Annotated in this window: 27 protein-coding genes; 4 read left to right on the top strand and 23 right to left on the bottom strand. The window is 46.9% G+C overall.

All coding sequences use genetic code 11. The features are described from left to right. Positions 1 to 5 precede the first annotated feature (5 nt). The 8 genes from AB1797_01250 to AB1797_01215 form a co-directional block, all read right to left on the bottom strand. Positions 6 to 998 carry a cytochrome c biogenesis protein ResB gene (locus tag AB1797_01250; protein MEW5766237.1) on the bottom strand — a complete coding sequence of 331 codons (993 nt, stop codon included), beginning with the start codon at positions 996 to 998 and terminating at the stop codon, positions 6 to 8. Positions 999 to 1,033: 35 nt separating this feature from the next. Further along, entirely contained in the window at positions 1,034 to 1,540 is a 507-nt protein-coding gene (locus AB1797_01245; GenBank protein MEW5766236.1) for a hypothetical protein, read from the bottom strand. A 447-nt stretch (positions 1,541 to 1,987) separates the two neighbouring features. After that, on the bottom strand, positions 1,988 to 2,977 hold the full coding sequence (locus AB1797_01240) for a polyprenyl synthetase family protein (protein MEW5766235.1): 990 nt from the start codon (positions 2,975 to 2,977) through the stop codon (positions 1,988 to 1,990). A 14-nt stretch (positions 2,978 to 2,991) separates the two neighbouring features. Then, positions 2,992 to 3,789 carry a hypothetical protein gene (locus AB1797_01235; protein MEW5766234.1) on the bottom strand — a complete coding sequence of 266 codons (798 nt, stop codon included), beginning with the start codon at positions 3,787 to 3,789 and terminating at the stop codon, positions 2,992 to 2,994. Next, on the bottom strand, positions 3,681 to 3,992 hold the full coding sequence (locus AB1797_01230; GenBank protein ID MEW5766233.1) for an AraC family transcriptional regulator: 312 nt from the start codon (positions 3,990 to 3,992) through the stop codon (positions 3,681 to 3,683). Before AB1797_01230 ends, AB1797_01235 begins: the two co-directional genes overlap by 109 nt. Before the next feature lie 15 nt (positions 3,993 to 4,007). Then, positions 4,008 to 5,303: a glycosyltransferase family 39 protein gene (locus tag AB1797_01225; protein ID MEW5766232.1), complete on the bottom strand. Its 1,296-nt coding sequence runs from the start codon at positions 5,301 to 5,303 to the stop codon at positions 4,008 to 4,010. A gap of 323 nt (positions 5,304 to 5,626) precedes the next feature. Next, positions 5,627 to 6,640, bottom strand: a complete 1,014-nt coding sequence (gene hypE / locus AB1797_01220; GenBank protein MEW5766231.1) for a hydrogenase expression/formation protein HypE — start codon at positions 6,638 to 6,640, stop codon at positions 5,627 to 5,629. Between the two features lie 12 nt (positions 6,641 to 6,652). Next, positions 6,653 to 7,528: an Rpn family recombination-promoting nuclease/putative transposase gene (locus AB1797_01215; protein MEW5766230.1), complete on the bottom strand. Its 876-nt coding sequence runs from the start codon at positions 7,526 to 7,528 to the stop codon at positions 6,653 to 6,655. Between the two features lie 518 nt (positions 7,529 to 8,046). Here AB1797_01215 and AB1797_01210 point away from each other — a divergent pair. Then, positions 8,047 to 8,235 carry a hypothetical protein gene (locus AB1797_01210; GenBank protein MEW5766229.1) on the top strand — a complete coding sequence of 63 codons (189 nt, stop codon included), beginning with the start codon at positions 8,047 to 8,049 and terminating at the stop codon, positions 8,233 to 8,235. Next, complete coding sequence (locus AB1797_01205) at positions 8,189 to 8,827, top strand: hypothetical protein (GenBank protein MEW5766228.1); 639 nt, start codon at positions 8,189 to 8,191, stop codon at positions 8,825 to 8,827. The genes AB1797_01210 and AB1797_01205 overlap by 47 nt, the downstream gene beginning before the upstream one ends. On the opposite strand, the gene AB1797_01200 is transcribed toward AB1797_01205, so the two are convergent. The 4 genes from AB1797_01200 to AB1797_01185 all read right to left on the bottom strand — a co-directional run bounded on the left by AB1797_01200 (position 8,824) and on the right by AB1797_01185 (position 11,241). Beyond that, positions 8,824 to 8,979 carry a hypothetical protein gene (locus AB1797_01200; GenBank protein ID MEW5766227.1) on the bottom strand — a complete coding sequence of 52 codons (156 nt, stop codon included), beginning with the start codon at positions 8,977 to 8,979 and terminating at the stop codon, positions 8,824 to 8,826. The two genes, AB1797_01205 and AB1797_01200, sit on opposite strands and share 4 nt — an antisense overlap. An 8-nt stretch (positions 8,980 to 8,987) precedes the next feature. Then, the gene (locus AB1797_01195; GenBank protein ID MEW5766226.1) at positions 8,988 to 9,692 is read right to left on the bottom strand and encodes a putative PEP-binding protein; all 705 of its coding nucleotides are present in this window, start codon (positions 9,690 to 9,692) and stop codon (positions 8,988 to 8,990) included. Positions 9,693 to 9,943: 251 nt separating this feature from the next. Further along, positions 9,944 to 10,927, bottom strand: coding sequence for a phosphoenolpyruvate-utilizing N-terminal domain-containing protein (locus AB1797_01190; GenBank protein MEW5766225.1), 984 nt, complete (start codon positions 10,925 to 10,927; stop codon positions 9,944 to 9,946). After that, positions 10,924 to 11,241 carry an FAD-dependent oxidoreductase gene (locus AB1797_01185; GenBank protein ID MEW5766224.1) on the bottom strand — a complete coding sequence of 106 codons (318 nt, stop codon included), beginning with the start codon at positions 11,239 to 11,241 and terminating at the stop codon, positions 10,924 to 10,926. The genes AB1797_01190 and AB1797_01185 overlap by 4 nt, the downstream gene beginning before the upstream one ends. 462 nt (positions 11,242 to 11,703) lie before the next feature. On the opposite strand from AB1797_01185, the gene AB1797_01180 reads away from it, so the two are divergent. Then, positions 11,704 to 12,354 carry an MBL fold metallo-hydrolase gene (locus AB1797_01180; protein MEW5766223.1) on the top strand — a complete coding sequence of 217 codons (651 nt, stop codon included), beginning with the start codon at positions 11,704 to 11,706 and terminating at the stop codon, positions 12,352 to 12,354. A gap of 44 nt (positions 12,355 to 12,398) precedes the next feature. Then, positions 12,399 to 12,968 (top strand): nitroreductase family protein, encoded by a 570-nt coding sequence (locus AB1797_01175; protein MEW5766222.1) that lies wholly within the window; start codon positions 12,399 to 12,401, stop codon positions 12,966 to 12,968. A 133-nt stretch (positions 12,969 to 13,101) separates the two neighbouring features. On the opposite strand, the gene AB1797_01170 is transcribed toward AB1797_01175, so the two are convergent. The 11 genes from AB1797_01170 to AB1797_01120 form a co-directional block, all read right to left on the bottom strand. Continuing rightward, positions 13,102 to 14,100, bottom strand: a complete 999-nt coding sequence (locus AB1797_01170; GenBank protein ID MEW5766221.1) for a hypothetical protein — start codon at positions 14,098 to 14,100, stop codon at positions 13,102 to 13,104. 177 nt (positions 14,101 to 14,277) lie between these two features. Further along, positions 14,278 to 15,054 (bottom strand): CpsB/CapC family capsule biosynthesis tyrosine phosphatase, encoded by a 777-nt coding sequence (locus AB1797_01165; GenBank protein MEW5766220.1) that lies wholly within the window; start codon positions 15,052 to 15,054, stop codon positions 14,278 to 14,280. A 133-nt stretch (positions 15,055 to 15,187) separates the two neighbouring features. Continuing rightward, entirely contained in the window at positions 15,188 to 15,949 is a 762-nt protein-coding gene (gene tpiA / locus AB1797_01160; protein ID MEW5766219.1) for a triose-phosphate isomerase, read from the bottom strand. A 103-nt stretch (positions 15,950 to 16,052) separates the two neighbouring features. Beyond that, complete coding sequence (locus AB1797_01155) at positions 16,053 to 17,288, bottom strand: phosphoglycerate kinase (protein MEW5766218.1); 1,236 nt, start codon at positions 17,286 to 17,288, stop codon at positions 16,053 to 16,055. A gap of 125 nt (positions 17,289 to 17,413) precedes the next feature. Beyond that, a complete protein-coding gene (gap, locus tag AB1797_01150) occupies positions 17,414 to 18,421 on the bottom strand; it encodes a type I glyceraldehyde-3-phosphate dehydrogenase (GenBank protein MEW5766217.1) in 1,008 nt (335 codons plus the stop codon). A gap of 247 nt (positions 18,422 to 18,668) precedes the next feature. Next, positions 18,669 to 18,908: a hypothetical protein gene (locus tag AB1797_01145; GenBank protein ID MEW5766216.1), complete on the bottom strand. Its 240-nt coding sequence runs from the start codon at positions 18,906 to 18,908 to the stop codon at positions 18,669 to 18,671. Between the two features lies 1 nt (position 18,909). Next, a complete protein-coding gene (locus AB1797_01140; protein ID MEW5766215.1) occupies positions 18,910 to 19,146 on the bottom strand; it encodes a hypothetical protein in 237 nt (78 codons plus the stop codon). A 480-nt stretch (positions 19,147 to 19,626) separates the two neighbouring features. Beyond that, the gene (locus AB1797_01135) at positions 19,627 to 19,854 is read right to left on the bottom strand and encodes a DUF2281 domain-containing protein (GenBank protein MEW5766214.1); all 228 of its coding nucleotides are present in this window, start codon (positions 19,852 to 19,854) and stop codon (positions 19,627 to 19,629) included. A gap of 534 nt (positions 19,855 to 20,388) precedes the next feature. Continuing rightward, positions 20,389 to 21,711 (bottom strand): phosphopyruvate hydratase, encoded by a 1,323-nt coding sequence (eno, locus tag AB1797_01130; GenBank protein MEW5766213.1) that lies wholly within the window; start codon positions 21,709 to 21,711, stop codon positions 20,389 to 20,391. Between the two features lie 64 nt (positions 21,712 to 21,775). Next, entirely contained in the window at positions 21,776 to 22,129 is a 354-nt protein-coding gene (locus AB1797_01125) for a four helix bundle protein (GenBank protein MEW5766212.1), read from the bottom strand. A 74-nt stretch (positions 22,130 to 22,203) separates the two neighbouring features. After that, positions 22,204 to 23,781 (bottom strand): tetratricopeptide repeat protein, encoded by a 1,578-nt coding sequence (locus tag AB1797_01120; GenBank protein MEW5766211.1) that lies wholly within the window; start codon positions 23,779 to 23,781, stop codon positions 22,204 to 22,206. Between the last annotated feature and the right edge of the window lie 71 nt (positions 23,782 to 23,852).

Below are 23,852 nucleotides of genomic sequence, written 5' to 3'. Positions count from 1 at the left end.
AAATCTTAATCTGTGTCTTCGCGTCTCTGTGGCATTATTTTCATTCGACGGTGGGAAACGAAAAGAGAAATACAGAGGCCGAGCATCAGTAAGGCACACCCAAACCAGACAAAGGGCGCACCTGGGTCATTGACTACTTGAAGTCCACTAAAGACACCTTGATGGAATCCCGTTAATTTAATATCCAGACCGTGATCTTCCTGATGGAAGTCAGGGAAATGGTAGAATAACCAAAATCTTGAAGGTTCTTGGCCTGATCGAGATAATTCTACCTTCACCGCCGGGTTATTTGGTTCCATTGAACGGGAGATTACTTGTCCGCTTTCCGTTACAACCAAATCAGGAACGAACTTTGTCATTCTAATCTTGTCCCTGGAATCAGGAAGGGTGACTTCCTCGCCTATCTTAAGATTAAACGGCTTTCCCTTAATCTCAATCTCTACCTCATCCACTTCACCATGGCCATAGGTGGATTGATAGAACTTAATCCCTTCATAATCAAGGGGGTCGTTGACTTCAATAGTTTTTCTGAGTACCTCCCGACCGTCCCGAATAAGGCTTAAATCACTTTTAAAGTCCTTAGGCATGGCTGAATCAGGATAATATTCAATCCAGAAGTCATTCAACCTTACCCATAAACCAGGCACTTCTTCTACCTGAATAACCTCTCCTTTGTTAACTATTACCTGAGTAGAAAAACCAGTCAGCCCCCCAATCAATCCACCCAATAGAATAAAAAGAAGGCTCAGGTGGGTAAGGTAGAAACCAAGTAGAGGCAGCTTCCTTTTCCTGGCTGAGGTAATAGAAGGCCATCGGTTCAGGGAACACACCCCGAGGTGAAGACTCAGGAGTCCAAGGATTCCCCTAAACCACCAGGAGTGATAGATGTCAATATTGATTAAGGTAGACAGGATAGAAGAGAAGACCAGGGCAAAAAGAAGGACGAGGGTCAGTTTAGTTGAACTAAGATAACCAAGATACCTTCTGGCACGAGTCACATTTCTTCCTTTAAATCTGGGCGGAATTCTATCTATCAGGCACCGAATATCTGAATCCGTTTTTCCGCATATTTGGCTGTCCGCGCGTAGATTTTTTCCTCCCACCCCACATTCTTTCGTCGGTCAAAGATAAACAAATAACCTTTTTCCAGCCCTAACCGTTCCAGGTAGGCGGCCAACTGAGCCAACCCCTGGGCTTCTGTCTGTTCCCCACGTCGCACCTTCAATTCGACGATTTCTGTCTGCTTCTTCCAACGCACGACTATATCAGTCCGGCCTGAACCAATAGCGAATTGGCGCGACACTGTCCCGCCGGTGTTGACTATCCGTTGCAAAAAGGCCATCAGCATAAGGTGCGGCCCTGCTTCCTGAAAATCAAATCGCGCCAACCAGGCCTCGTTGTGCTCTCGGTAGAACTCCTGGAAGGCCCGGAGTAGCGCCGGCAGATCCAATGATCCATCCTCCTGGACATACCAGGCTGTTTCGTGGGTAATGTTGGCTTCCATCACGTAGGTAAGAAGGCGTGGGATGACATCGCTCACACAGTGCCTGGACCGCCGTCGTCTTCCCTGTCTGCCGGGGAGCGTGCAAAACAAAATACTCCTGCCGTTCAATCAGACGGTCCAAGTTCCCCAGTCGCCGTTCTGGCGGCAGCATATAATGCAGCTCCGACCGACATGGCCCAGCCGTGTTGAAGTATTTGGGCATAAACCTTCCTCCGCCCCTATAGAGGGTTAATTGTAACCGTTCAGCCACAGATGCACACAGATGAAACACGGAAAATCCGTAAGCCGTGTCCGTGATTAGGGTCTGTCCTTAGGCTGTAGGGACAACCCTTGTGGTTGTCCGTCTACGGAACGGACATGGACAAGCACGGACAGGGACAAGCCCTGTCCCTCACGAACAGGGACAAACCCTGTCCCTACACTTCCGCCTTCTGTCCTGTGTTATTTATCCGTGCTAATTCGTGCATACCTGAACGGTTACGGTTAATATTCCCTCTCAACTATGTAATCGAACAATTTCTTTAGTCTTTCTCGACTTTCCTTTTTTTCTATGATTTCCAGCTTCTCTTTGGCCTCATCTACATACTTCTTAACTACCTGAAAGGAATAATCAATGGCCTCGTATCTATCTAACAGCTCAGCAATCTGTTCGGAGGCCCACTCAAAGATATTATCCGGAGTTTTCCTCTCTTCTTCTCTGGCCCTGGACAGGGCGTAAATTAAGGGCAGAGTCAGCTTGCCTCGGTGGTAATCATTTCTAACCGGTTTACCTAAACGGCTTTCTCTGGAGGTAAGATCAAGGCAATCATCCACAATCTGAAAGGCAATGCCCACCTTAAGACCACCATCCCTAAGAATTTCTACTTCCTGGGGGGACCTTCCCGCCAGCATAGCGGCTGTCTGGGAACAGGCCGCCATAAGGGAACCGGTTTTTTTAGCGATAATCTCCAGGTACTGGGTCTGGGTCAATGCCTGGTTATAGCAATGGGAGATCTGTTCTATCTCTCCGGTGACAACCTGGTTAACGCTGGCCGCCATGACCCTGGTGATTTCAGAATCAACCTGCCCAGCCAGCATATACAGCGCCCTGGCATAAAGGAGATCACCCACCAGAACAGCTATTTGAGGACTGAAACGGGCATTTAAGGTGGGGCTGAAACGCCTGGTATCAGCTTCATCAATAATGTCATCATGAACCAAAGTGGCCGTATGGATAAGTTCAATAGCTGTAGCCAGTTTAATCTTTTCCTCGCCCTGATAGTTAAAGGCCGAAGCCGTCAAAAGCACCATAGCCGGTCGCAGACGTTTTCCTTGGAAGGTAAGGAGATAGTCATTTATGTGGTGAATGAAAGGGTTGTCGTCACTAAGCGCCTCCTTGAGAAGTTCTTCCACTTTGATTAGATCTTCTTTAATATCCCGGTAAATATCTTCTAAGATCAATCTCTCTCCCCTTTGTACTCGATGCTCGAGCATCGAGCATCGAGCATCTATTCTAAGACAAGGTGTCTCTTATAGGCTCGCTTCCTGGAACTAATTAAGGCCATAAAATCAGTTATTGACGGCTTCAATAACGCCTTCAAGAGATCACCATCATACTCTTCACGAGGAGATTCATCCCTGGCCAGGGTACGTTTAGATTCAACCTGGGTATATTCTTTTTCCCAGAGGATATGCCCTGATGACCCGCTTAATAAATAGACCTTCATTTTCAACTGGTTGCTTAGCTCAAGATAATCCACCCTATAAAATTGATATCTCTGTTCTGAAGGTAAATAGCGATCCTTGAGGACAAAATCATGCCTTTCTTCCACTTCAAAATCATCTATCTTTAAAAACAGCAGAATATCTATGTTAAGTCGTTCAGCCAATTCAATTGCTTTAGCTTCATTGGTGATTACAGTCTCACTGACCTCCGCTCCTTCACTCAAGTTTTGAACCTCATAAGAATTCAAGATGTAAAAGGAAGTATGAGGGGCTATCTCTCCCCTAAATATATTTTCAATTACACCCCCTATGTCTTTATTAGTTTCTTCAGCCGTAAAAGATATAATGGCTGTTCTTTTTATCTGTTTACTATCTATTTGAGGGCTTACTTCTTTGGTAATGGTTACCGTGTTAACCGGTGAACAACTTGCTTGAAATAAAAAAGCTGCGGTTAGAAACGTGAACAATGACCTCATAGCGCGGCCTCCCGCCGCCACAAGACCATCCTCGATGCTCGATATTCGATCCTCGATGCTGGATACTGAATCCTTTCCCAACATCGAGCATCCAGCATCGAGCATCGAGCATCCAGCATCGAGTATCGAGCATCAAGCATCGAGCATCGAGCATCGAGCATCGAGCATCCAGCATCGAGCATCCAGCATCGAGCATCCAGCCTCCAGCATCGAGCATCGAGCATCCAGCATCGAGCATCGAGCATCCAGCATCGAGCATCCAGCATCGAGCATCCAGCATCGAGTATCGAACATCGAGCATCGAGCATCGAGCATCGAGCATCTTACCGATCACCGGGTTTTACCAACCCGATTACCTTTACAATTCCAAGTGAAGCAAGGACAAATACAGCCGACATTATCGGGACGTGGTAACGAGTGCCGGTTCCAGCATGAACCATAGTATGAACAAGTGTAAAGTAAACAATTATTAAAAGGAGAGGTAGAGCCGTCCGCCATTTATCTCGAATAAAAAATAGGCCCACCATCCCCAATAGGAGAGGAAGTGTATTCAAGGTCAATAAGGCAAACTTTAAGAATAAGGGGCCATAAGACTTATTCTCCATATATTCCCAACTTGGAGCCTTCACGCCAAACATCTCACTGTAGCTATACGGCCTCCAAAATAAGAACAATTTCTGGGGTAAGAACTTAAAGTATTTCCAAGGATCCTTTTTGAATTCACTCCGGGCTAACGCCTGAGCCGCCTCATCAAAGGACTTTTTCTCTTCACTCATCATCTTTTCAAGTTTAGGCATAATCTCCTTTCTAACAGCTTCCTGTTGCTTCCGATTCTCGTAGGGTATTATTGCCGCCACGAGAGCTCTACCCATATCAGATGTAATAGGAATAAAGCGATGTAAGACAAAATAGTTCCTGGCCGTCCAAGGAGCAATCACCAGAAAGGTTATCAGGAGAACTACTCCTCCATCAATGATAGCCCTCTTTTTATCCTGGTAGAGAAGGAGTAAACCTAATAAGATGAAAAGGGGAAAAGCCGCCAGGGTAGTTCGGCACAAGGCCCCTATGGCGATTAATACCCCTAGGAGCGGATACCACCGGGCTGATTTTTCTTTAATAGCTCTAATCCATAAGAGAAGAATCATGGCTAATAAAAAGGCAAATAATGGTTCGGTCATAAGTTGTCGGATGAATACCCAAAAGGCAGGATATAGGGCGGCTCCCAAAGCGGCTATCAAGCCAATCCGTTTATTATCAAAGGCTTCTCTTCCCAGCAGGTAAATTATCAAGCAGGTGAAGGCATATAGAATGGCCTGGATTATATAGACGGCGGTATAATTCTGCCCAAAAAATAAATAAATGGCGGCCAGAAAGAAAGGATAGGTAGGGCCACGTCGAGCTGTAGGATCATAAGGCTCAACTTTATTTATAGAATAACCATGCCCTTGAAGGATATTCCAGGCGATATTATTATATTCGGCCTGATCCTCAAATTCTGATTCTGGGCAAGGGAAAAAAATAGCCATCAATAACCCGATCAATAAAGCCAGAGAAAAAATTGAGATCAGATATTTAGTGGTCGATTTCAATCGTTGATTCTTATCTTCAAACTTTATCATAGCCTCCTCCTTAAATTAGGCGTAACCGTTCAGGTATGCACGAATTAGCACGGATAAATAACACAGGACAGAAGGCGGAAGTGTAGGGACAGGGCTTGTCCCTGTCCGTGCTTGTCCATGTCCGTTCCGTAGACGGACAACCACAAGGGTTGTCCCTACAGCCTAAGGACAGACCCGAATCACGGACACGGCTCACGGATTTTCCGTGTTTCATCTGTGTGCATCTGTGGCTGAACGGTTACAATTAGGCCGCCTTTGGCAGTAACTATCTCCAATCTCTATCTTACCTTACCCCGAATTATGGAGAAGATACGGGCCGGCCGTTAACATATCCTGGGAAGCTGTTCTCCGGTCTGCATGTCTAATATCCTTGTCCCACCAAGGCGGGTGACTAAAGAGACAATACCGGCCGGTTCCTTTATAATTTCCCCGATAATCTCAGCATCTACCCCCAGGCTATTTCTTTTCATGCAGGAAAGAACCTTTTTAGAAGAATCCCTGGAGGTAACCGCCACTAACTTTCCCTCATTGGCCATATAAAGGGAATCAAGACCAAGTAGTTCACATGCCCCTTTAACACTATCTCTCACCGGTATCTTCTCCTCATAGATTCTTATTCCAAAATCAGCCTCATGGGTAAATTCATTCAAGGTTGTCGCCAATCCACCTCTGGTCGGATCACGAAGGGCATGGATCCCGTCCCCGGCCTCATCCAATATTGAAGCCACCAGATGATTTAAGGGGGCCGCATCCGAGGAGATACTTGAGCTAAACGCAAGCCCTTCCCTTTGGCTTAATATGGCTATGCCGTGGTCGCCTATGGGACCACTTAGGATCACACCGTCGCCTGGTCTTATTTGAGTTGGCGAAATCTCCACCCCCTCCGGAATCAAACCAAGTCCAGAGGTAGTAATGAATATCTTATCGGCGGCGCCTTTGGAAACAACCTTTGTATCTCCACAGACAATTTTAACGCCTGCCTCATTGGCTGCCTCTTTCATTGACTTCAGGATGGCCATTAGAGCAGCTACCAGAAGGCCTTCTTCCATAATGAAAGAAGCGGATAGATAGAGCGGCTTTGCCCCACTCATAGCTAAATCATTTACGGTGCCGCACACGGAAAGTCTTCCTATGTCCCCGCCTGGAAAGAAGATAGGATCGACTACATACGAGTCAGTAGTGTAAGCCAACCTTCCTTCCTTTACCCTGAAGACAGCGCTGTCACTTAGCGGCTCCAATATTTCATTTCTAAATTCCTTTAAAAATATCTCGCGAATTAAAGAATGGGTAAGTTTCCCCCCAGAGCCATGGGAAAGAAGGATTCTATTGGTGTTCATTGCCAAATGGTCTCACAACCCTTCAACCTCTTCTATGGTTAATCCGGTAGCCTTTGATATTTTTTCCATATCAACCCCCAGACCTAAAAGAGACTTGGCCACCTCTATTGCCTTTTCCTTTTTGCCTTCCTTTCTGCCCTCTTCCTTGCCTTCCTTTTTGCCTTCTTCCCGACCCCGTTTCAGGGCAAACTCAATGGAACTCTTCTGGAGGTAGATAAAATCGTGTCTCTTAAATTGGACCTCTAACTCTGCTTCACTCATACCGGCGGTATTGGCTATCTCAAAGGCCTTTTTTATTTCCACCTCTTCGATTAATGTCTTGGGGGTATATTCGAGGCTGCCGGCATTTTTTATAAAGTATATCCATTTGTCGGTTATTGAGCTAAGCTCATCTTCATTTTTTGTAAACTTGGGAAGCTCGATAAAAATCAATTCTATCTCATCACTGTATTTTATTAATGTCTCTTTTTCTATCAGGTTGAAATAGGTAATGATATTATCTATCTCCTCAAACATCCTGAAGTCTGTAATGGTCAGGGCAATAATAGGCTCAAGGGTGGTGAATGACTCTGCTTTCTTTAGTTGAGAGGAATAGGCCTTAGCGGCATTGTACAAGATCCTTTTCTCAAACCCCTCTACATTTAAAACCTGCATCTCGATGATGACCCTTTTCTGATTTGACAGTCTGGCCTTAACATCGACGAATGTATCCTTCATCCCTTTGATTAATGGTATCTGATAGGGATCGACGATAGTCAGGTCAACTATCCGTTCATTTCCTTCAAAATCGATGACAGAATTCAGGAAGCTGATTAAGATATCCTTGCTCGCCTCTGAACCAAAGATCTTCTTGAAGGCAAAGTCTGTTTTGACATCTAAGAATTCCATAAGTTTACTCCTTCACCTTTAAGGGCAGCCCCGACTAAATGATACCTGAACGCTTACCAGGTAACTTTATTATATAACATGAATCTGATTCAAAGTCAAGACCTTTATAAGTTACTTGGGCCTGAATTAATCCTTTACAATTCCCACGATTGATGCTATACTAAGTATCTATCCCAAAACCTCTCCTGCGTAATCAGTGGCCCTGGTTTTAGGATAGGCTCTAAGAGCGGAGAGTGGAGAGCGGAGATGTCTCTTCTCTCCACTCTCACTACCAATTAAGCGGCGCTGCTTTTCCCGAGTCCGCCGTCCGAAATCTTGCGACCTGTATGATTAGGTAGGGAAAAGCAAAGATAAACCACGAAGAGCACAAAGTTCACGAAGAAAGTAATTAAGGGTAAGGTAAATGTGATTAAAAAAATCTTCGTGGTGTCCTTCGTGTTCTTCGTGTTCTTCGTGGTTTTTAAAAGATGTGAGTAAGGTTAAGCTAACCATACAGGTCGAAATCTTGAGGTAGAATAATGGCTAATATAATTGAACAACGAAAAGATGAAGGAAGAAAAAAGTTCCTCTCCCTTTCTCCTCTTGAGAGGATCAAGACCATGGAGAAAATATTTAATGATATATTAAAGATCAAGAGCACGGCGGAAGGGGTTTCGGAATATGAAGTCTATAAGCGATACCTTAGAAAAGATCAAAGAGATCTTTGATGGTTTCAGCCGTTTTTCTGGGATAAAAGGCTATCTATCCTTAATCGGTGGATATGCTGTTATCTTACACGGGGTGGAAAGAACCACTACGGATATAGATCTTTGCTTCCATACCTTAGCCTCTGTCCCCAGACCCGGCAGGCATCTCTATCAATATATCCATCAGTATCATTCAGAGCGGTTCCAATCTCGATATATTGAGGCCTCCAGGGATTTATCCGATCCTTTAAGGCACGATGTAATCTTTCTGGATGATAGGAAGGAAGAATATCCCCGGATAGACATTCTTCTTGCCCAATACAAATGGGAAGCCGAGGGTTTAATTCATTCTGATTTCATCGAAGGGCTTCCTGTGCCTGTTTTACCCAAACCGTATCTTATTGCCATGAAATTAAGGGCCGGCGGGAAAAAAGATGAGTTGGATATTATGGAGCTTCTAAAGACCATGTCTAACTCTGAAATCGAGCTAACCAAAAAGATAGCCAAAAGGGCTGGCAGAGATAAGAACCTTGCCGATCTAATAAACGAAACAGCCCTCAGACCTTTAACCACGGGGGGAGAAGATATCCCTGAGGAGTTATTATCATCTTAGGGCCTTAGGTGGCCACCCAGTTGAGGATGAAATATCTTTTTATTAATCAGGTCCTTCTGAATTTCCATATCGGCAATATCTTCCCAAAACGATTCCGGGATCTCTTTAATATCAATCCCTTCTAAATCAATTAGATATCTCTTCTTAACCATCCCTTACATTACTCCTTCTTTGCCCCAAGCGATTGCTTTGCCGCCATCCGCACTTTCGGGATAAGTCGTGGGCTGACGCTGACTATTCGCATCCCAAGCTCAATAAGCTTTGGAATGTATTTAGGCTCTCCAGCCAATTCTCCGCAGATCGACAGAGGTTTCCCCATTTCAGATGCGGCTCTGGCTATCTCACCTATCAATGACCAGAAAACATCTCTGTTAGGGTCATAGTCATAGGCAACCCGCTCATTATCACGATCCACCGCAAACAGATACTGAATAAGATCGTTGCTTCCGATGCTCCCAAAATCGGCTATTTTTAAAATTTCCCGTGCCTGTAAGGCGGCTGAAACCACTTCAAACATAAGGCCGTGATTTATCTCTCCCCCGGCTAAATCGGCTATGGCCTCATTAAACATGTTCTTTAGCTTACGGAACTGTTCAATATCTGTAATCATAGGATACATTACATTAACGGGACCATGGAGAGAGGCCCTGGCCAAAGCCCGCGCCTGAGTTTTTAAAAGGTCCGGCCTTTCCAAAAGAAAGCGCGCTCCCCGGCAACCCAGGGATGGATTTTCTTCCCGCGGCATATCCAAAAAAGAGAGAGACTTATCGCTTCCTATATCCAGAAGTCTAAAATTAACCGGCTTCCCGTCCATGGCCTTTAGCACGGCAGTATAGCGTTCAAATTGCTCGTCTTCTTTTAGGATTTTTGGGACGGTTCACCTTACTGTGAAAGCTTGCGACTAAAAATTATCGACAATAGCCCCAGCGGGGCGGAATATTTATAGTTCCCCAGGCACAACCATGTTGTTAAAGGTTAAAGCTCCGTAGAAGCGATATGTTTTTACATATGTCGCCCCTACGGGGCTTGAGATGTAAGGGTTGGCATCTTGCTATAAATACGCCCCTACGGGGCTAAAAGCTCACTACAGGTCGCAAGGTTTCACAAGAAAATGGACTATTTTGAACCGTCCCGGATTTTTTCACTGGACATAAATTCAAACTCCGTCCGATACAAGCCGATTCCCTCGGTCTGCATATCCTTTGCCTCAACCACATCCGACGAAAGGCTGATATTAGCCATTACCTTAAACCCTGCCACAGGCTCGACAATCTGTGACCTCCGGACTTCGATGCGCTGCAGCGAAGGTATTTTAGAGATGGTTTCCTCGCCGGGCCAAATAACAACTTCTCCTGTCTCGCCATTAATCAGGACTTCGGTTCCACAATCGAGGAGGCTGTGGATATTCTTGAGACCGCTTACTGCAGGGATGCCTAGTGCTCTGGCCAGGATGGCCGCATGAGAAGCCTTGCCTCCGCGCTCTGTCACAAATCCCTTGATTTGTCCGGTATTCAATTCCAAAGTGAGGCTGGGCGTGAGTTCCTCCGCAACCACAATACGGTTCCGGCCGCGCTGACAGTGTTCTTGACCGGCACACTGAAAGGACGGGTTCATATTTCTTAAGACGTCTAATAACCTACGCTTAATCTCCCCGATATCTGAGGCATCATTTTTGATATATTCGTTGTCCACACTGAGCAATCGCGTTTCATAGGCCTCCAAGGTGGTTGCTACTGCCGTCTCGGCATTAAGATCCTTATTTTCAATGGCCTCCATCATTTCCCGGTTAACACCCTTGTCCAGCAGGATCATTTTCTGGGCAGCAAAGATTTTCGCCTCGGATGAACCAATACGCTCGGCCACATCTTTCTTTAAAGCTTCGAGCCTATCGGCTGCGATTTTAACAGCCCGTTTGAGCCGGGCCTTCTCCCGATTCTGTCCCTTGCCGGTTACTTTATAAAGAGGCAACTTGCTGTGCCGCCTTTCATTAAAAAGGCACACCCTGGCCACGACTATACCCCCGCTTATCGGTATTCCGGTAAAATGTGTCTCGGCACTAATCTTTTGTTCGTCTGTCCTCTGTCTTCTGTCCTCTGTCATCTGTCCTCTGTTTTCTTCAGCAGATAGCGATAGGCGCCAAGAATCGCCTTGGCTCCTTCCCCGGCTGCTACAATAATCTGTTTTTCCGGCACAGTGGTGACATCACCTGCCGCAAATATTCCGGGAACACTTGTCCTGCAGCCGCAATCTACCACTATCTCCCGGTCATGATTAAGCTCAACCACATCCCCGACAAATTCAGTGTTAGGCATAAGTCCAATCTCAATAAAGACGCCTCCTACCGCCGCCGTCATCCCTGCCGGACCAGCTCCAATAATAATAAGCTCATAGAGCTTAGCCTCTTCTACAGGCACCTATTTTATCTCTTCAGGCAGAATAAATTCCGTCATTCCTCCCCTCACGCATCTTCGTACTCTCAAAAGTTTTTGCCTAAGCTTTTCTTAATTTCTTATATTTTTAGGTAGGTATGTAAATTTGGCTTGCCTTCCCCCTACTTTTAACCACTCCAAGGTATGTATGTCTTCTTAGGTGAATAGACTGAAGGCGGAAGGCTTTTAAGGCTGATGGCTGAACGCTGGCTGTCATTTTACACCTTCTATTTTATCGTGTCAATACTTTTTTGACAATACCGCAAAAGTCGCTCAGAAATTACTCTGCCAAGTTGCCAGGGTGGCTTTGGCGGTATTGCGAAAATTTAATTTTCTGCTTGACATTAGCTCCTGAATTATGTTATATTAAATTGTTTATGGAAGTTCAAGCCAGCCTGCTACTAACGTCAAATTTCAGAGGGTATTACCCTTCGTAAAACAATCGTTATGGAACTTAAGATCTTAACCGTAGGTGACCTGGAGACTAACTGCTATCTCCTGGCAGACAGGGCTACCGGACAGGCGGTAGTGATCGATCCAGGAGATGATGCAGACAGAATCCTGAAAGCCCAACAAGACTCAAAGGCTAAATTGGTTTACATCATTAACACCCATGGACATGGTGATCATATTGGGGCCAATTCTGCTGTGGCTTCTGCCACGGGAGCTAAAATCCTTATCCATCGAGCCGATGCCCCTAAGCTGAATGAGCCTTATCTCAATCTTTCCTCTACCTTTGGCTGGGAAATCGTCTCGCCTCCAGCGGACAGAATACTGGAAGATGGAGATATTATCTGGTTAGGCGAGCTGAAGATAGAGGTTATTTACACGCCAGGACATACTGAAGGGGGGATAACTCTGAAGGTAAATCAATCTCTCTTCACGGGTGATACCCTCTTTGCCTCTGGAATTGGCCGAACAGACCTGCCTGGTGGTTCTTACCAAACACTCATCTCCAGCATAAAAAATCGCCTTCTTATCTTTCCGGACGAAACCGTAATCTATCCAGGACATGGTGGGTCTTCAACCATTGGGAGAGAGCGGAGAGATAATCCCTTTATCCTCAACCCGGTCACAAACTTATGTGAAAACCAATAAAAGATGAGCCGGCTGATATGATTAGACGGGATAAGGAGGTTGAAATGATAAGGGATTTAATCCTAAAGAATAGGAGCTATCGGCGATTCTATCAGGAGGAGGCCGTAGAACCTGAGACGCTAAGAGAGCTTGTTGACCTGGCCAGACTTTCTGCCTCATCGGCCAATAAACAGCCGCTAAAATATATCCTTTCTTGTGATCCTCAAAAAAATGCCTTGATATTTCCCCACCTGGCCTGGGCCGGTTATCTCAAAGACTGGCCCGGTCCGTGTGATGGAGAAAAACCATCGGCTTACATCATCATTCTTGGGGACACAGAGATAAGTCAGTCTTTCAGCTGTGACTATGGAATAGCCGCTCAAAATATTCTCCTGGGTGCGACAGAGAAGGGGTTAGGGGGCTGTATGATCGGTTCAATCCAAAGGCAGGAGCTTCGGAAGACCTTAGAGATACCATCCAGTTATGAGATACTTCTTGTCCTGGCTCTTGGCCGGCCCAGGGAGGAAGTAGTAATCGAGACAGCCGGCCCTACTGGAGACATTAAGTATTGGCGCGACAGTGAAGGTATTCACCACGTGCCAAAACGACCATTAGATGACATTATCGTTGGTTAGATATATGGTAACCGTTCATGGGCCTAACGAAACCACAGATTTCACAGATTGGTTTCGTAGATGTAAGTATTTAGCCACAAAGACACTAAGACACAAAGATTAAAGGATTATCCTCCCATCTAATCAGTTGATGTTATATCCTCAAGACTTCCAACTGACTATCCTCTATGGCCGTCTCTTCTATGGAGTATTTCTCTTCACCCCTCTGATAAGAAACCGTTATCGGTATCTCGGCCGGGGCATCACTGTAGCGGACTGTTATTCCAGCCGCCAGCGGAATTATTTCTCCATTGACCCTGCCCCGGCTAATCACCAATGGACCGACATAATCCGCTACTTTAAAGATTACATCTTCTCCCCTGACCAGTTGCAATAGTCGATCATTCTCTTCCTTATTTCGACCCACAATAATCTTGGTTGAGTTTGAAGGTCTGAAGTGGCGGCCTATTTTGAGCAGTTCAACATCATTAAAGGAAAGTTCATCCGAATATTTCAGGTGATCCTTAAGCCTTTTAGCAAAGCCAGGATCAGTTAGCAGGCAGCCGCCTGCCGGACAGGGGTAGTCCTTGAGGCCGTAATCTATGGCAAGCTGCATCTGTGGCTTTCGTGATCGGCCGCTAATGTCCAATAGCTTCTGTCGGTCAATCAGGCCCAGCTTTTCCATCGTCGTAGGCTCAAGAAGTTTGGCTGATAATGGCCGCAGGATAAGTCCTTCTATCCCTGCTTCCCGCTCAATGAGGCGCATGGCCTGTTTATGTTGCGACATAGGTCGCTGCCCCAGCACCTCACCCGTAATAAGGAAAGAAGCCCCGCTTTCTTCCATATATTCTTTGGCCTTCTTAAGCATCAGAATCCGGCAGTCAATACACGGGTTCATGTTCTTGCCATAGCCGTGCGGAGGGCTTTTGACTATTTCCAGGTAATCTTTGCCCAGTCCGGTTACTTTTAGCTCTATGCCAAGTTTCTCCGCCACCTTCCTTGATTCAAGCCGGCAGCCGGTTTTACTATTGCATCGACAAAAAGGACTGAGGAAGTTTAAAGCGGTAACTTCTATCCCCTGATCTAATAAAACCTTGACCGCTAAGGTTGAGTCAAGTCCGCCGGATAATAAAGCTACCGCCTTTTTGTTCATATTACTGATTACCTCTCTGTAGTTACTCAGGTAGATAGGCTGAAGACTGAAGACTGAAGGCTGTCCCTAAAAGCCTTCCACCTTCAGCCTAAACGCCTTCAGCCTATCTACCTGAATAGTTACCTCTCTCCTTTAGTTTAACTTAGCCGAGTAATCCTGTCAACAATTATTTTCTCATCAGATCCCGGATATGTCTTCTTCCTCATAAGGGATGGGCGGTGGGAGATGGCGGATCTCTTTTCCCTCGATAATCCGCTTGGGGTTGGTAATAACCTTGATTTTGGCCGCCCTTTCACCGATAAGATCAACCGCTCGTTCATAGGCCAGATAAAGATAAGGCACATCTCCGGGCAGGAAGAAATGGACGTCAGAAGCAATAACCTGCACCAGATGATGAACCAGAAATATCTCCGCCCATTTTTTAGCCCGGCGTCCATGGTGGCCCAGGAGGCTGCCGCCATCTAATTGAGAAACAGCCCCTTGTTCGATCAATTCAAAGAGCAGATTAGGCTTGTCCAGAATATCCTTATTTCTTTCGGGATGGGCAATAATGGGGATAATACCTTCGTTGAGAAAAGCGGTTACAATCTCCCTGGTATTAGGGGGAACCTGGTGGAGGGGAAATTCAATCAAAAGGTAGTTTTGATTATTGAGGGTAATCGGGTCTTCCTTTAAAATTCGGTTGATATCCTGAGTGCCGTCCAGATAGAGTTCGGCTCCGGACAGGAAAGTAACATGCCTGCAAGCAGGGGATAATCTGCTTTGGAGTTCTTTCATCCCTTTTTCTATTGTCTCCCGGCTAGGGGCATAAGCTGTGCCCCAGATAAGATGAGGGGTGGCCACGATAATTTTTATGCCACCCCTTTCTGCCTGTTTAATTATCTCTACGGCCTCATCAATGGATCTTACCCCATCATCAAGGCCAGGGAGGATGTGCGCGTGAATGTCGATCAAATTATGAACTTCTCCATCGGCGAATGCGAATAGCGCCGTCGGATCGCAAAGCCTCGGCAGCAAACGCCAGCGCTGCCTGAATCATTTGGCGGATCAACCGGGGATGAGCGTCGAGAATCTGCTCAACGGTCTGTTAGGCAAGGACATTGAATCTAACAATCCGGCTAAAGGAATCTATCTCTAAACTGGCGCCACCAACCAGGGCGCCATCTATATCCGGCTCAGCCATCAAGGCCTCGATGTTCTCCGGTTTGACACTACCGCCGTACTGAATACGGACCGCTTGAGCTAACTTCTGATCATACATCTGAGTCAACGTCTTTCGAATAAAGAGATGCATCGTCTCAGCGTCTTTGGGAGTGGCCGTCTGGCCTGTTCCAATCGCCCAGACCGGCTCGTAGGCGATAACTACCTTAAGCATCTCTTGGCGGGTAATGCCTTTCAGCCCGGCGGTAAGGTGTTCATAAACCACCTCTTCGGCTTTTCCGGCTTGGCGTTCAAACAATCTTTCGCCCACACAAAGGATGGGAGAAAGGCCGCACCCCAAGGCGGCTTTCACCTTTAAATTAATGAGCTCGTTATCCTCATGGAAATATTCTCTCCTCTCCGAATGGCCAATAATAACATATTGACATCCCAGATCAACCAACATCGCTCCGGACACCTCGCCGGTATAAGCCCCGGCAGGTTGATAATACATATTCTGTGCCCCCAGGGCCAGGCGGCTTCCCTCAATAACGTCAGCTACTTCACCGAGGGCAGTAAAGGGAGGGCACAGAACTATCTCCACCTCTGAGACATCCTTAAGCTGTTTCACCAAGCCCTCCGCCAATTCCACGGCCTCAGGCCTGATCTTGTTCATCTTCCAATTAGCGGCCATAATAGGTCTTCGCATTGTATGGCGGCAACCTCCTCTCTGTGCACTGGAGAAAATAGCAACGAATAGTTACCCTCCCTGACCTTGGCCAGGATCAGGTTAAATGCCTCCTGTCTACTAACTACTTATCCGTCAAAGCAGTAATGCCCGGCAATTCCTTTCCTTCTAAAAATTCCAGCGAAGCCCCGCCTCCAGTAGAGATATGGCTGATCTTATCCTGGAGACCCAGTTTAATAATAGCCGCGGCAGACTCTCCGCCACCTACGATACTCTTGGCTGAACAATTGGCTACCAGTCTGGCTATCTCTTCGGTTCCCCGGGCAAATTCAGGCACCTCAAAAATCCCGACCGGGCCATTCCAGATAATGGTTCTGGCCTCCTGGATTACTTGTCCAAATTCGGTTATAGTGACCGGACCAATATCCACCCCTATCCAGCCCTCAAGGATTCCATCCTCAGGCACAATTCGCCGTTCAGCCGGGGAATCGATACTTCTAACAATAACAGAATCAAAGGGAAACACCAGAGGAACCCCCCTCTCTTTGGCCTGTTCCAGAATAAGCCCGGCTTCTTCGATCATGTCTTCCTCCACCAGGGAATTACCTACCGGCATCCCTTGGGCCTTTAAAAAGGTGAAACTCATCCCTCCACCTAAAAGCAGCGTATCAACCTTGGTCAGGAGGATTTTAATCTCCTTCAGTTTGGTTGAGATTTTGGCTCCCCCAATAATAGCCACCAGGGGCCTTTCAGGGTCGGTTCTGACCGTTTCCATATGCTCAAACTCACTTTTCATCAGGAAGCCGGCGGCCGCCTGGGCAAAATATTTGGTCACCCCAACCGTCGAGGCATGGGCGCGATGAGCCGTGCCAAAGGCATCGTTGACATAGAGATCAGCCAGGGCAGCCAACTCTTGCGAGAAAGCCGGATCATTCTTCTCTTCTTCCTCATAGAATCTCAGGTTCTCCAATAAAGCCACACCTCCGGGCGCCATTTCCTCCAATTCGCGTCTGGCCTCTTCTCCCACACAGTCACTAATCATAAGTACTTCTTGATTAAGCAGTTCTCCCAATCGCTTGGCGGCCGGCATCAGACTGTATTTGTCACACTCCCTCCCCTTTGGCCTGCCAAGATGCGACATAAGGATAAGACTCGCCCCTTGCTGAAGACAATAATTTATCGTGGGCAGGGCAGCCTTGATTTTGTAATCATCCACTACCTGACCTTGCTGGAGTGGGACATTAAAATCTACCCTCATCAGAACCTTTTTCCCCGCCAGATCAATATCTTCTACTGTCAGCTTATTAAACACCGTTTCCCTCCTTATTTCGGATTTCGGATTTTTGGGACGGTTCACCATCGATCATTTTGGGGTAAAATCTTACGTCTTCGTATTTATTTAAGCCGCACCCAAAAATGAACACAGATTCCACCGATTGCCAGGAATTAATTTTTTCCTGGATTTTTCATTCCGCCATCCGCCCTCTACAATTCGCAATCTCTTATGTATTCGATTAGGTCCACCACTCGATTGGAGTAACCCCACTCATTGTCATACCAGGCCAGGACCTTAATTAGATTGCCTTCGATGACTGAGGTTAAAAGTCCATCAACTACAGCCGATTTCGGATTTTTATTAAAGTCGCAGGAAACCAGGGGTTGATCAGTATACTCTAAGTAACGACCCAGGGGCCCGGCCTCTGCTTCTATAAAGGCAGCGTTTACTTCCTCTACCGTCACATCCCTCCCTAACTCCGCCGTAAGATCAACTACCGAGACATTAGGGGTAGGCACCCTGATGGCCATACCGTCTAACTTGCCTTTGAGTTCGGGTATAACCAGAGTCACGGCTTTGGCTGCCCCGGTGGTGGTGGGGATCATTGACAGGGCCGCTGCCCTGGCCCGCCTGAGGTCCTTATGGGGTAAATCCAGCACCATCTGGTCGTTGGTATAAGAATGAATGGTGGTCATAAGACCCCGTTTTACTCCAAATTTATCCAGGAGCACTTTAACCACCGGCGCCAGACAGTTGGTGGTGCAGGAGGCATTGGAGATAATAAAATGCTTCTTTGGATCATAATTAGCTTCGTTTACACCAAGAACAATGGTAATATCTTCTCCTTTGGCCGGCGCCGTGATAATAACCCGTTTAGCCCCAGCCTTGAAGTGAGGCTCAACCTTCTCTCTGCTTCTGAAGATGCCGGTGGCTTCAATGACCATATCCACCCCCAACTCTTTCCACGGCAGTTCTGAGGGGTCTCGTTTAGCCATAACTCTTATCTCCCGACCATCCACGCTGATTCCATTTTCAGCGGCCGAGACCTTCCGATCAAATACCCCCTGGACAGAATCGTATTTCAATAAATGCGCTAAGGTCTTAGGATCAGTCAGGTCATTGATGGCTACCCACTCAATCCCTGATCTATCCAGACCGGCCTTCAGACAACTCCGGCCAATACGGCCAAAGCCATTAATAGCTACTCGAATACTCATAGCTTACCTCCCTCGTATAATATATGTTTGGTGGTCATAATAACGACCACGATATTGATCTGCTGACGTGTTGTGGCATGGATGGTGATGGGTGTTATTGAATCTTCGTCTGTCTCATACGGTATCATGACCAGCACCTTATCCTGGCGTCCAACCGCGACCAAGCGACCGGTTGCTGTATCGAAGTAATGTTCAGAGGAATGTCTCACAATATCCTCAATCTTGGCAAGATCAAACCCACGCAACCTTACACTGATGTGCGCAATAAGATCTCCTGGATCGGGGGCGAAAAATCTACAAACACAAAGTAGTCCGCCGGATAGAGGTAATCTTCGCCCTCGTTATCGATCACTCGCACATAATGTGATCGCGCGGCACTCTCGTCGGGCAAGACTTCATAGATCATGCGCGGCGTGAGCAAATCCGGATCATCGCTATGGATGCAGATGGCAAATTGTGGACGGGGTTGTGGGGACTCGATCATCATCCTAATCCAAGAAGCGTTTGATTCTCATTTTCCTTTTACCGATACCATGAGCCTCAAACCAGTGAATTTCGGCGAGCCGTACCGTATCGTTGGGCAAGTGCACTGTGGCAATCCCTTTTAGCTTCCGCCAACGACCAGAACCATACTGTTCTTGCAGCAAAGGCAATATACGAATGCTGCTACCCACAGCTATTGTTTCGATATCGGTAATCTCGCCGATAATCTCAAAATGTCTCAAGCTCCACTATCCTGTGCACTACTGGGTTGCAGACTGCCACCCAATGGCCTGCGCTTCACCCGCGCCGCGGACCGCAGCGGAGCAACGTCGGCTGCAAGCGTGGGTTAGCCCGCCTTTCTCAATTGCCATTCTGGCACTACGACCGCACAAGCCACTCTGCCAAACGGCCTTTGATGCGCTGAAGTCTCTCGGGTGCGACTTGACCTATCGCTCCAAGAAGAATCTCACCTTCAACCACAGCAAGACGACCAACCCGAATGACGCTGGATACTTTCAAACCACTGTTGGCAAAATCGGGGTCATCTTCTTTGACGATTTTATCAAACCCAGAGACATAGTGCCGTATCTGCGAAGAAATCATGCATATCAGTCAGTGGTCGTATTCACCTGGAAGTCGGCCGAGCAGGAGCGCAGGCCGAAATTTCTCTTCTTCCAAGTCAGTGTGGGGAAAACGGAACAGTCCAATCTGTCCTGCTTGTTTCATGCGAAGACTACCTTCAAGTCGGAAGCAGTGTACATCGGCGTAGCTTCGTCTTCCATTCCACGCATGGCAGACTGCAGAGACAAATCTGACCAGGCCCTTTCTTCTCGACGGAGTATTTCGCGGTCCGTCTTTGCTAAAAGATACTCGACAAAATCAAGCACCTCTGCTTGAAAGGAGGCTGGTAGTCTTTGAACGTACTCTTGAATCCTCTCAGAGATAACCATTATGGTCTCCTTTGCTGTTTCGTCTTTCTCACATAGACGCACGATCTCGACGGGGCGGCTAACGGCACCGAGCTCAGCCGCTGCGTGGAGCGAGGGAGCGAAGTGACCGAGCGGAGCGCAGTCGGCTGGAGTGAGAGGTTAGGCAGTCAGCGAGGTTTCCCCCCATACAGCTCAAGCATCTCAAAGGCGGCCCTTGTGGGACAGCCCGACTGTGATCCTTCCCAAGCAATCACAGCCTTTGCGATACGCATTTGCAGCCTTCTGACTTCCCGTTGAGCTTCCTTCCACTTAATGGAATTCGTAATCGTTCACCACAGAGACACAGAAACACGGAGAATGATTTTAGAAAAAGCACTTACAGAGTAAATAATTGAGATTTGTCCTTTAGATTTTTCTCAGTGTCTCTGTGTCTCCGTGGTGAGGTGAATGGTTAACCCCTTTTCATATCCTATTTGACATTACTTTATTTCGGATGGTGGCCTTTGGAATTCGGATTCTTCATTCCGCCAGCCGAAATCGGCCATCCGCCATTGATTACTCTTGCCCACCACGCCTTATGATCTCCTCACCTACCTCTTCTCCCATAATCTCTTCCCCCATAAACCGGGCCGTCTCACCTAACTCCTCCTCTATTCTCAAGAGCCTGTTATACTTGGCGATCCGGTCTGTTCGAGAAAGAGAGCCGGTCTTTATTTGCCCACAGTTGCTGGCCACCGCAATATCAGCAATAGTAGTATCTTCGGTTTCACCTGAACGGTGGGAGATGATACAAGAATAACCGGCAGTTTTAGCCATTTCAATGGCTTCCAGGGTCTCGGTCAAGGTGCCGATCTGATTGACCTTAATCAAAATGGAATTGGCTACCCTCTCCTCAATCCCCCGGGCTAACCGGACAGTGTTAGTCACAAAGAGATCATCGCCCACCAATTGGACCCTCTCTCCTAAACGTTGAGTCAAGGCCTTCCAACCGGCCCAGTCATCCTCAGCCAGCCCATCTTCAATAGACATAATAGGATATTTATCTATGAGATAGGTATAGTAATCAATTAATTCTTCAGTTGTTCTGACCCGGCCTTCACCCTTAAATTCGTATCCTTCAGCCATCAAAAGTTCGGTCGCCGCCACGTCAAGGGCCAGGAGGACATCCTCGCCCGGCGTGTAGCCAGCGGCCACGATAGCCTTCATGATCACGTCTAAAGCCTCCTCGCTAGACCTCAAATCCGGGGCAAACCCACCTTCATCCCCTACGGCCGTAGACATCCCTCTTTTCTTTAAAATGCCTTTCAAGTGATGGAACACCTCCGCACCGATTCGAAGGGCTTCCCGAAAACTGGCCGCCCCTTTAGGCGCAATCATAAATTCCTGGATATCAACGGAATTATCCGCATGTTTACCGCCGTTAAGGATATTCATCAAAGGCAAGGGAAGCTCCCTGGCCATTACTCCCCCAATATATCTGTAAAGGGGAAGCCCTAGGCTCTCTGCGGCTGCCTTGGCACAGGCTAAAGAAACCCCCAGAATAGCATTTGCCCCCAATCTTTCTTTATTCTCTGTGCCGTCTAAGTCACAAAGAAGTTGATCGATAAAGACCTGTTCCTCAGCCTCCACTTCTTCCTCAAGCAATTTATCGGCAATAACACCATTGACTGCCTCAACTGCCTTTAAAACTCCCTTACCCAGATAGCGATTAGGATCGTTATCCCGCAATTCCACGGCTTCATAGGCCCCGGTTGAAGCCCCGGAAGGAATCGCCGCCACCCCAATAGTTCCATCTTCTAATCCTACTTCTACCTCTACCGTGGGATTCCCCCTGGAATCCAGAATCTCCCTGGCGTGAACATCGACAATAGTAGTCATTACCTCCTCCTTTCAATCGCGAATCGCGAATTGCGAATCTACTTTTTAATCGCGATTCGCGATTCTATCTTTCTTTCTTAGCAGTCTTGCCTGAGGAAACAAAGATTGCTAATAATTCTCTGGCTTCTGTAATGAGGGCATCTAACCTTGTTGGATCCATAATATTAGACTCCGCTAATAATTCCAACCAGTATAAGGTTTCATCTGCCTCTTGTTCAACAATTCCTATCTTGGAGATAAAATCTGCCTTTGATCGGGCTCGTGTAGCCTCACGATAATTTGCGCCCACTGAAGTCCCACATTTTAAAACTTGCCTCCCAACTACATCTGCCTCCCTTGTTTTTGGTAAAACTGTAACTAATTTTATAATCCGTAAGGCAAATCTCTTGGTTCGTCTTCGAAGCTCTTCTTGATCCATCCTTTTTTCAATCGCGATTCGCGATTCGCAATTCACAATTCACGATTCGCAATTCGCAATTCGAGATTCGCGATTCATTCTTCCTTCGTTTTCCTCAGCTTCTCCAGAAACTTTTCATCTTTATTACCGGCCTCCTTTGACTTTTCCCAGTAAGAGAGGGCCTTTTCCTTATCACCCTTTGCCTTATAAGCATCCCCTATATGTTCCAGAATAACAGGATCTTCCAGGAGTCCAGCCGCCTGGAGCAATTTCGTCAGGGCCTTATCGTAGTCACCCCGCTGATAGTAAACCCAACCTAACGAGTCTACGTAAGCCCCATTGTCCGGATCCAGTTTAAGGGCCTTTCTGATTAGTTTCTCTGCCTCGTCTAATTTGATCCCGGCATCAGCATACATATAGCCCATATAATTATAAGCATCAGCCAACTCGGGGTTAAGCTTAATGGTCTGATAAAAATGGGTGGCGGCTTCCTCTATCCGCCCTGACCTCTCGTAGGCTATTCCCATTTGATAATGGGCCATTTCATTTTCAGGATCAAGCTCAATAGCCCCCTGATAAGACACAATGGCCTGGTTATATTCTTTCTTGGCCTCATAGGCCATTCCCAGGAGGAGATAGATATTCGGGTCTGGGAGCCTGAGTCTAGCCGCTGGCGAGAGGGCCTCGACCACCTGATCATACTTATCTTGAAGCCCATAGATATAACCCAAATGGATGTAAGCGTCAATATATCGCGGGTCTATAGCCAGCGCCTCTTTTAAGGAGGCAATGGCTAAATCATATGCCTCCTTTTCCTCGTAGATACTCCCTAAAAGGAAGTGGCTTTCGGCGTCCTGCGGGGCAATTTTGAGGATATCTTTAAGTTGCAAGATAGCCTCATCCAACCGCTCTTCCCCCAGATAAAGTCTGATCAAACTTTTTCTGAGGATAGTATCTTCGTCAGGAAAAAGGGAAAAGGCCCGCTGGTATATCTCCTCTGCTTTTTTCGTCTGCCCTTGGGACTCGTAGATAGCTCCCAGCCCTAAAACCGGTCTGACATCATCAGGCGCCTGCTCTCTGATCTCTTCGTAAATGGCAATGGCTTCGTCCAACTGGCCGGCGGATACATATACATCGGCCAGATCATAGTAAGAAGGAAGATAGTGAGGTCTAAGTTGAATTACCCGTTTATAGTTCTCAATGGCTCGAGGGTAATCTTCTTGAGTAGTATAAATGGAGGCAAGTAAATAGGCAGCTTCCGCATGATCAGGATCCAGATCAGTCACTATCTCCAATTCATGGATGGCCTGGTCAATGGTTCGCTCATTTAAGTATATCTTTCCAAGGAGAAGATGGGCCGGCACATTTTGAGGGTCAAGCTTAAGGGTGGCTTTAGCGTACCCTTCCGCCCCTTTTTTGTCTCCCTTCTTCAGGAGGGCCTCGGCTATGGCTATTTGTATTTCGGCTGATTTCGGATCAAAGCCGACGGCTTTCGTATATTCGGCTATGGCCTCATCTATCTTACCATTTTGTTCAAAGATCACTCCCTGACTGTAGTGAGTGTAAGCCTTTACCCGGTCTTCGTCAGAGGGAGAAATTCCCCCTTTTCGGTGCATGCTGCAAGAGACAGAAAGCAAAACTATCACCATAAGAAAGAATTTGAGGTGGTTCACTTTGCCTCCTTTTTGTTTTTCTGCCACCACTCGTCTTTTATTTCCTCGGATAATTCCCAAACCTGTTTTTC

Source organism: bacterium, from assembly GCA_040753085.1.
GTDB lineage: Bacteria > UBA9089 > JASEGY01 > JASEGY01 > JASEGY01 > JASEGY01.
This window is presented reverse-complemented; position numbering and strand designations above follow the sequence as displayed.

What these genes read in the sequence shown, in the direction of transcription:
- AB1797_01225 (MEW5766232.1), bottom strand. Translation starts at nt 5,303, where the DNA reads ATGATAAAGTTTGAAGATAAGAATCAACGATTGAAATCGACCACTAAA.
- AB1797_01145 (MEW5766216.1), bottom strand. Translation starts at nt 18,908, where the DNA reads ATGATGATCGAGTCCCCACAACCCCGTCCACAATTTGCCATCTGCATC.
- AB1797_01215 (MEW5766230.1), bottom strand. Translation starts at nt 7,528, where the DNA reads ATGGAATTCTTAGATGTCAAAACAGACTTTGCCTTCAAGAAGATCTTT.
- AB1797_01230 (MEW5766233.1), bottom strand. Translation starts at nt 3,992, where the DNA reads ATGCTCGATGCTCGATGTTCGATACTCGATGCTGGATGCTCGATGCTG.
- AB1797_01135 (MEW5766214.1), bottom strand. Translation starts at nt 19,854, where the DNA reads ATGGTTATCTCTGAGAGGATTCAAGAGTACGTTCAAAGACTACCAGCC.
- tpiA (MEW5766219.1), bottom strand. Translation starts at nt 15,949, where the DNA reads ATGCGAAGACCTATTATGGCCGCTAATTGGAAGATGAACAAGATCAGG.
- AB1797_01200 (MEW5766227.1), bottom strand. Translation starts at nt 8,979, where the DNA reads ATGGTTAAGAAGAGATATCTAATTGATTTAGAAGGGATTGATATTAAA.
- AB1797_01190 (MEW5766225.1), bottom strand. Translation starts at nt 10,927, where the DNA reads ATGACAGAGGACAGAAGACAGAGGACAGACGAACAAAAGATTAGTGCC.
- AB1797_01155 (MEW5766218.1), bottom strand. Translation starts at nt 17,288, where the DNA reads ATGGTGAACCGTCCCAAAAATCCGAAATCCGAAATAAGGAGGGAAACG.
- eno (MEW5766213.1), bottom strand. Translation starts at nt 21,711, where the DNA reads ATGACTACTATTGTCGATGTTCACGCCAGGGAGATTCTGGATTCCAGG.
- AB1797_01170 (MEW5766221.1), bottom strand. Translation starts at nt 14,100, where the DNA reads ATGAACAAAAAGGCGGTAGCTTTATTATCCGGCGGACTTGACTCAACC.
- AB1797_01175 (MEW5766222.1), top strand. Translation starts at nt 12,399, where the DNA reads ATGATAAGGGATTTAATCCTAAAGAATAGGAGCTATCGGCGATTCTAT.
- AB1797_01205 (MEW5766228.1), top strand. Translation starts at nt 8,189, where the DNA reads ATGAAGTCTATAAGCGATACCTTAGAAAAGATCAAAGAGATCTTTGAT.
- AB1797_01235 (MEW5766234.1), bottom strand. Translation starts at nt 3,789, where the DNA reads ATGCTCGATGCTGGATGCTCGATGTTGGGAAAGGATTCAGTATCCAGC.
- hypE (MEW5766231.1), bottom strand. Translation starts at nt 6,640, where the DNA reads ATGAACACCAATAGAATCCTTCTTTCCCATGGCTCTGGGGGGAAACTT.
- gap (MEW5766217.1), bottom strand. Translation starts at nt 18,421, where the DNA reads ATGAGTATTCGAGTAGCTATTAATGGCTTTGGCCGTATTGGCCGGAGT.
- AB1797_01210 (MEW5766229.1), top strand. Translation starts at nt 8,047, where the DNA reads ATGGCTAATATAATTGAACAACGAAAAGATGAAGGAAGAAAAAAGTTC.
- AB1797_01125 (MEW5766212.1), bottom strand. Translation starts at nt 22,129, where the DNA reads ATGGATCAAGAAGAGCTTCGAAGACGAACCAAGAGATTTGCCTTACGG.
- AB1797_01180 (MEW5766223.1), top strand. Translation starts at nt 11,704, where the DNA reads ATGGAACTTAAGATCTTAACCGTAGGTGACCTGGAGACTAACTGCTAT.
- AB1797_01240 (MEW5766235.1), bottom strand. Translation starts at nt 2,977, where the DNA reads ATGCTCGAGCATCGAGTACAAAGGGGAGAGAGATTGATCTTAGAAGAT.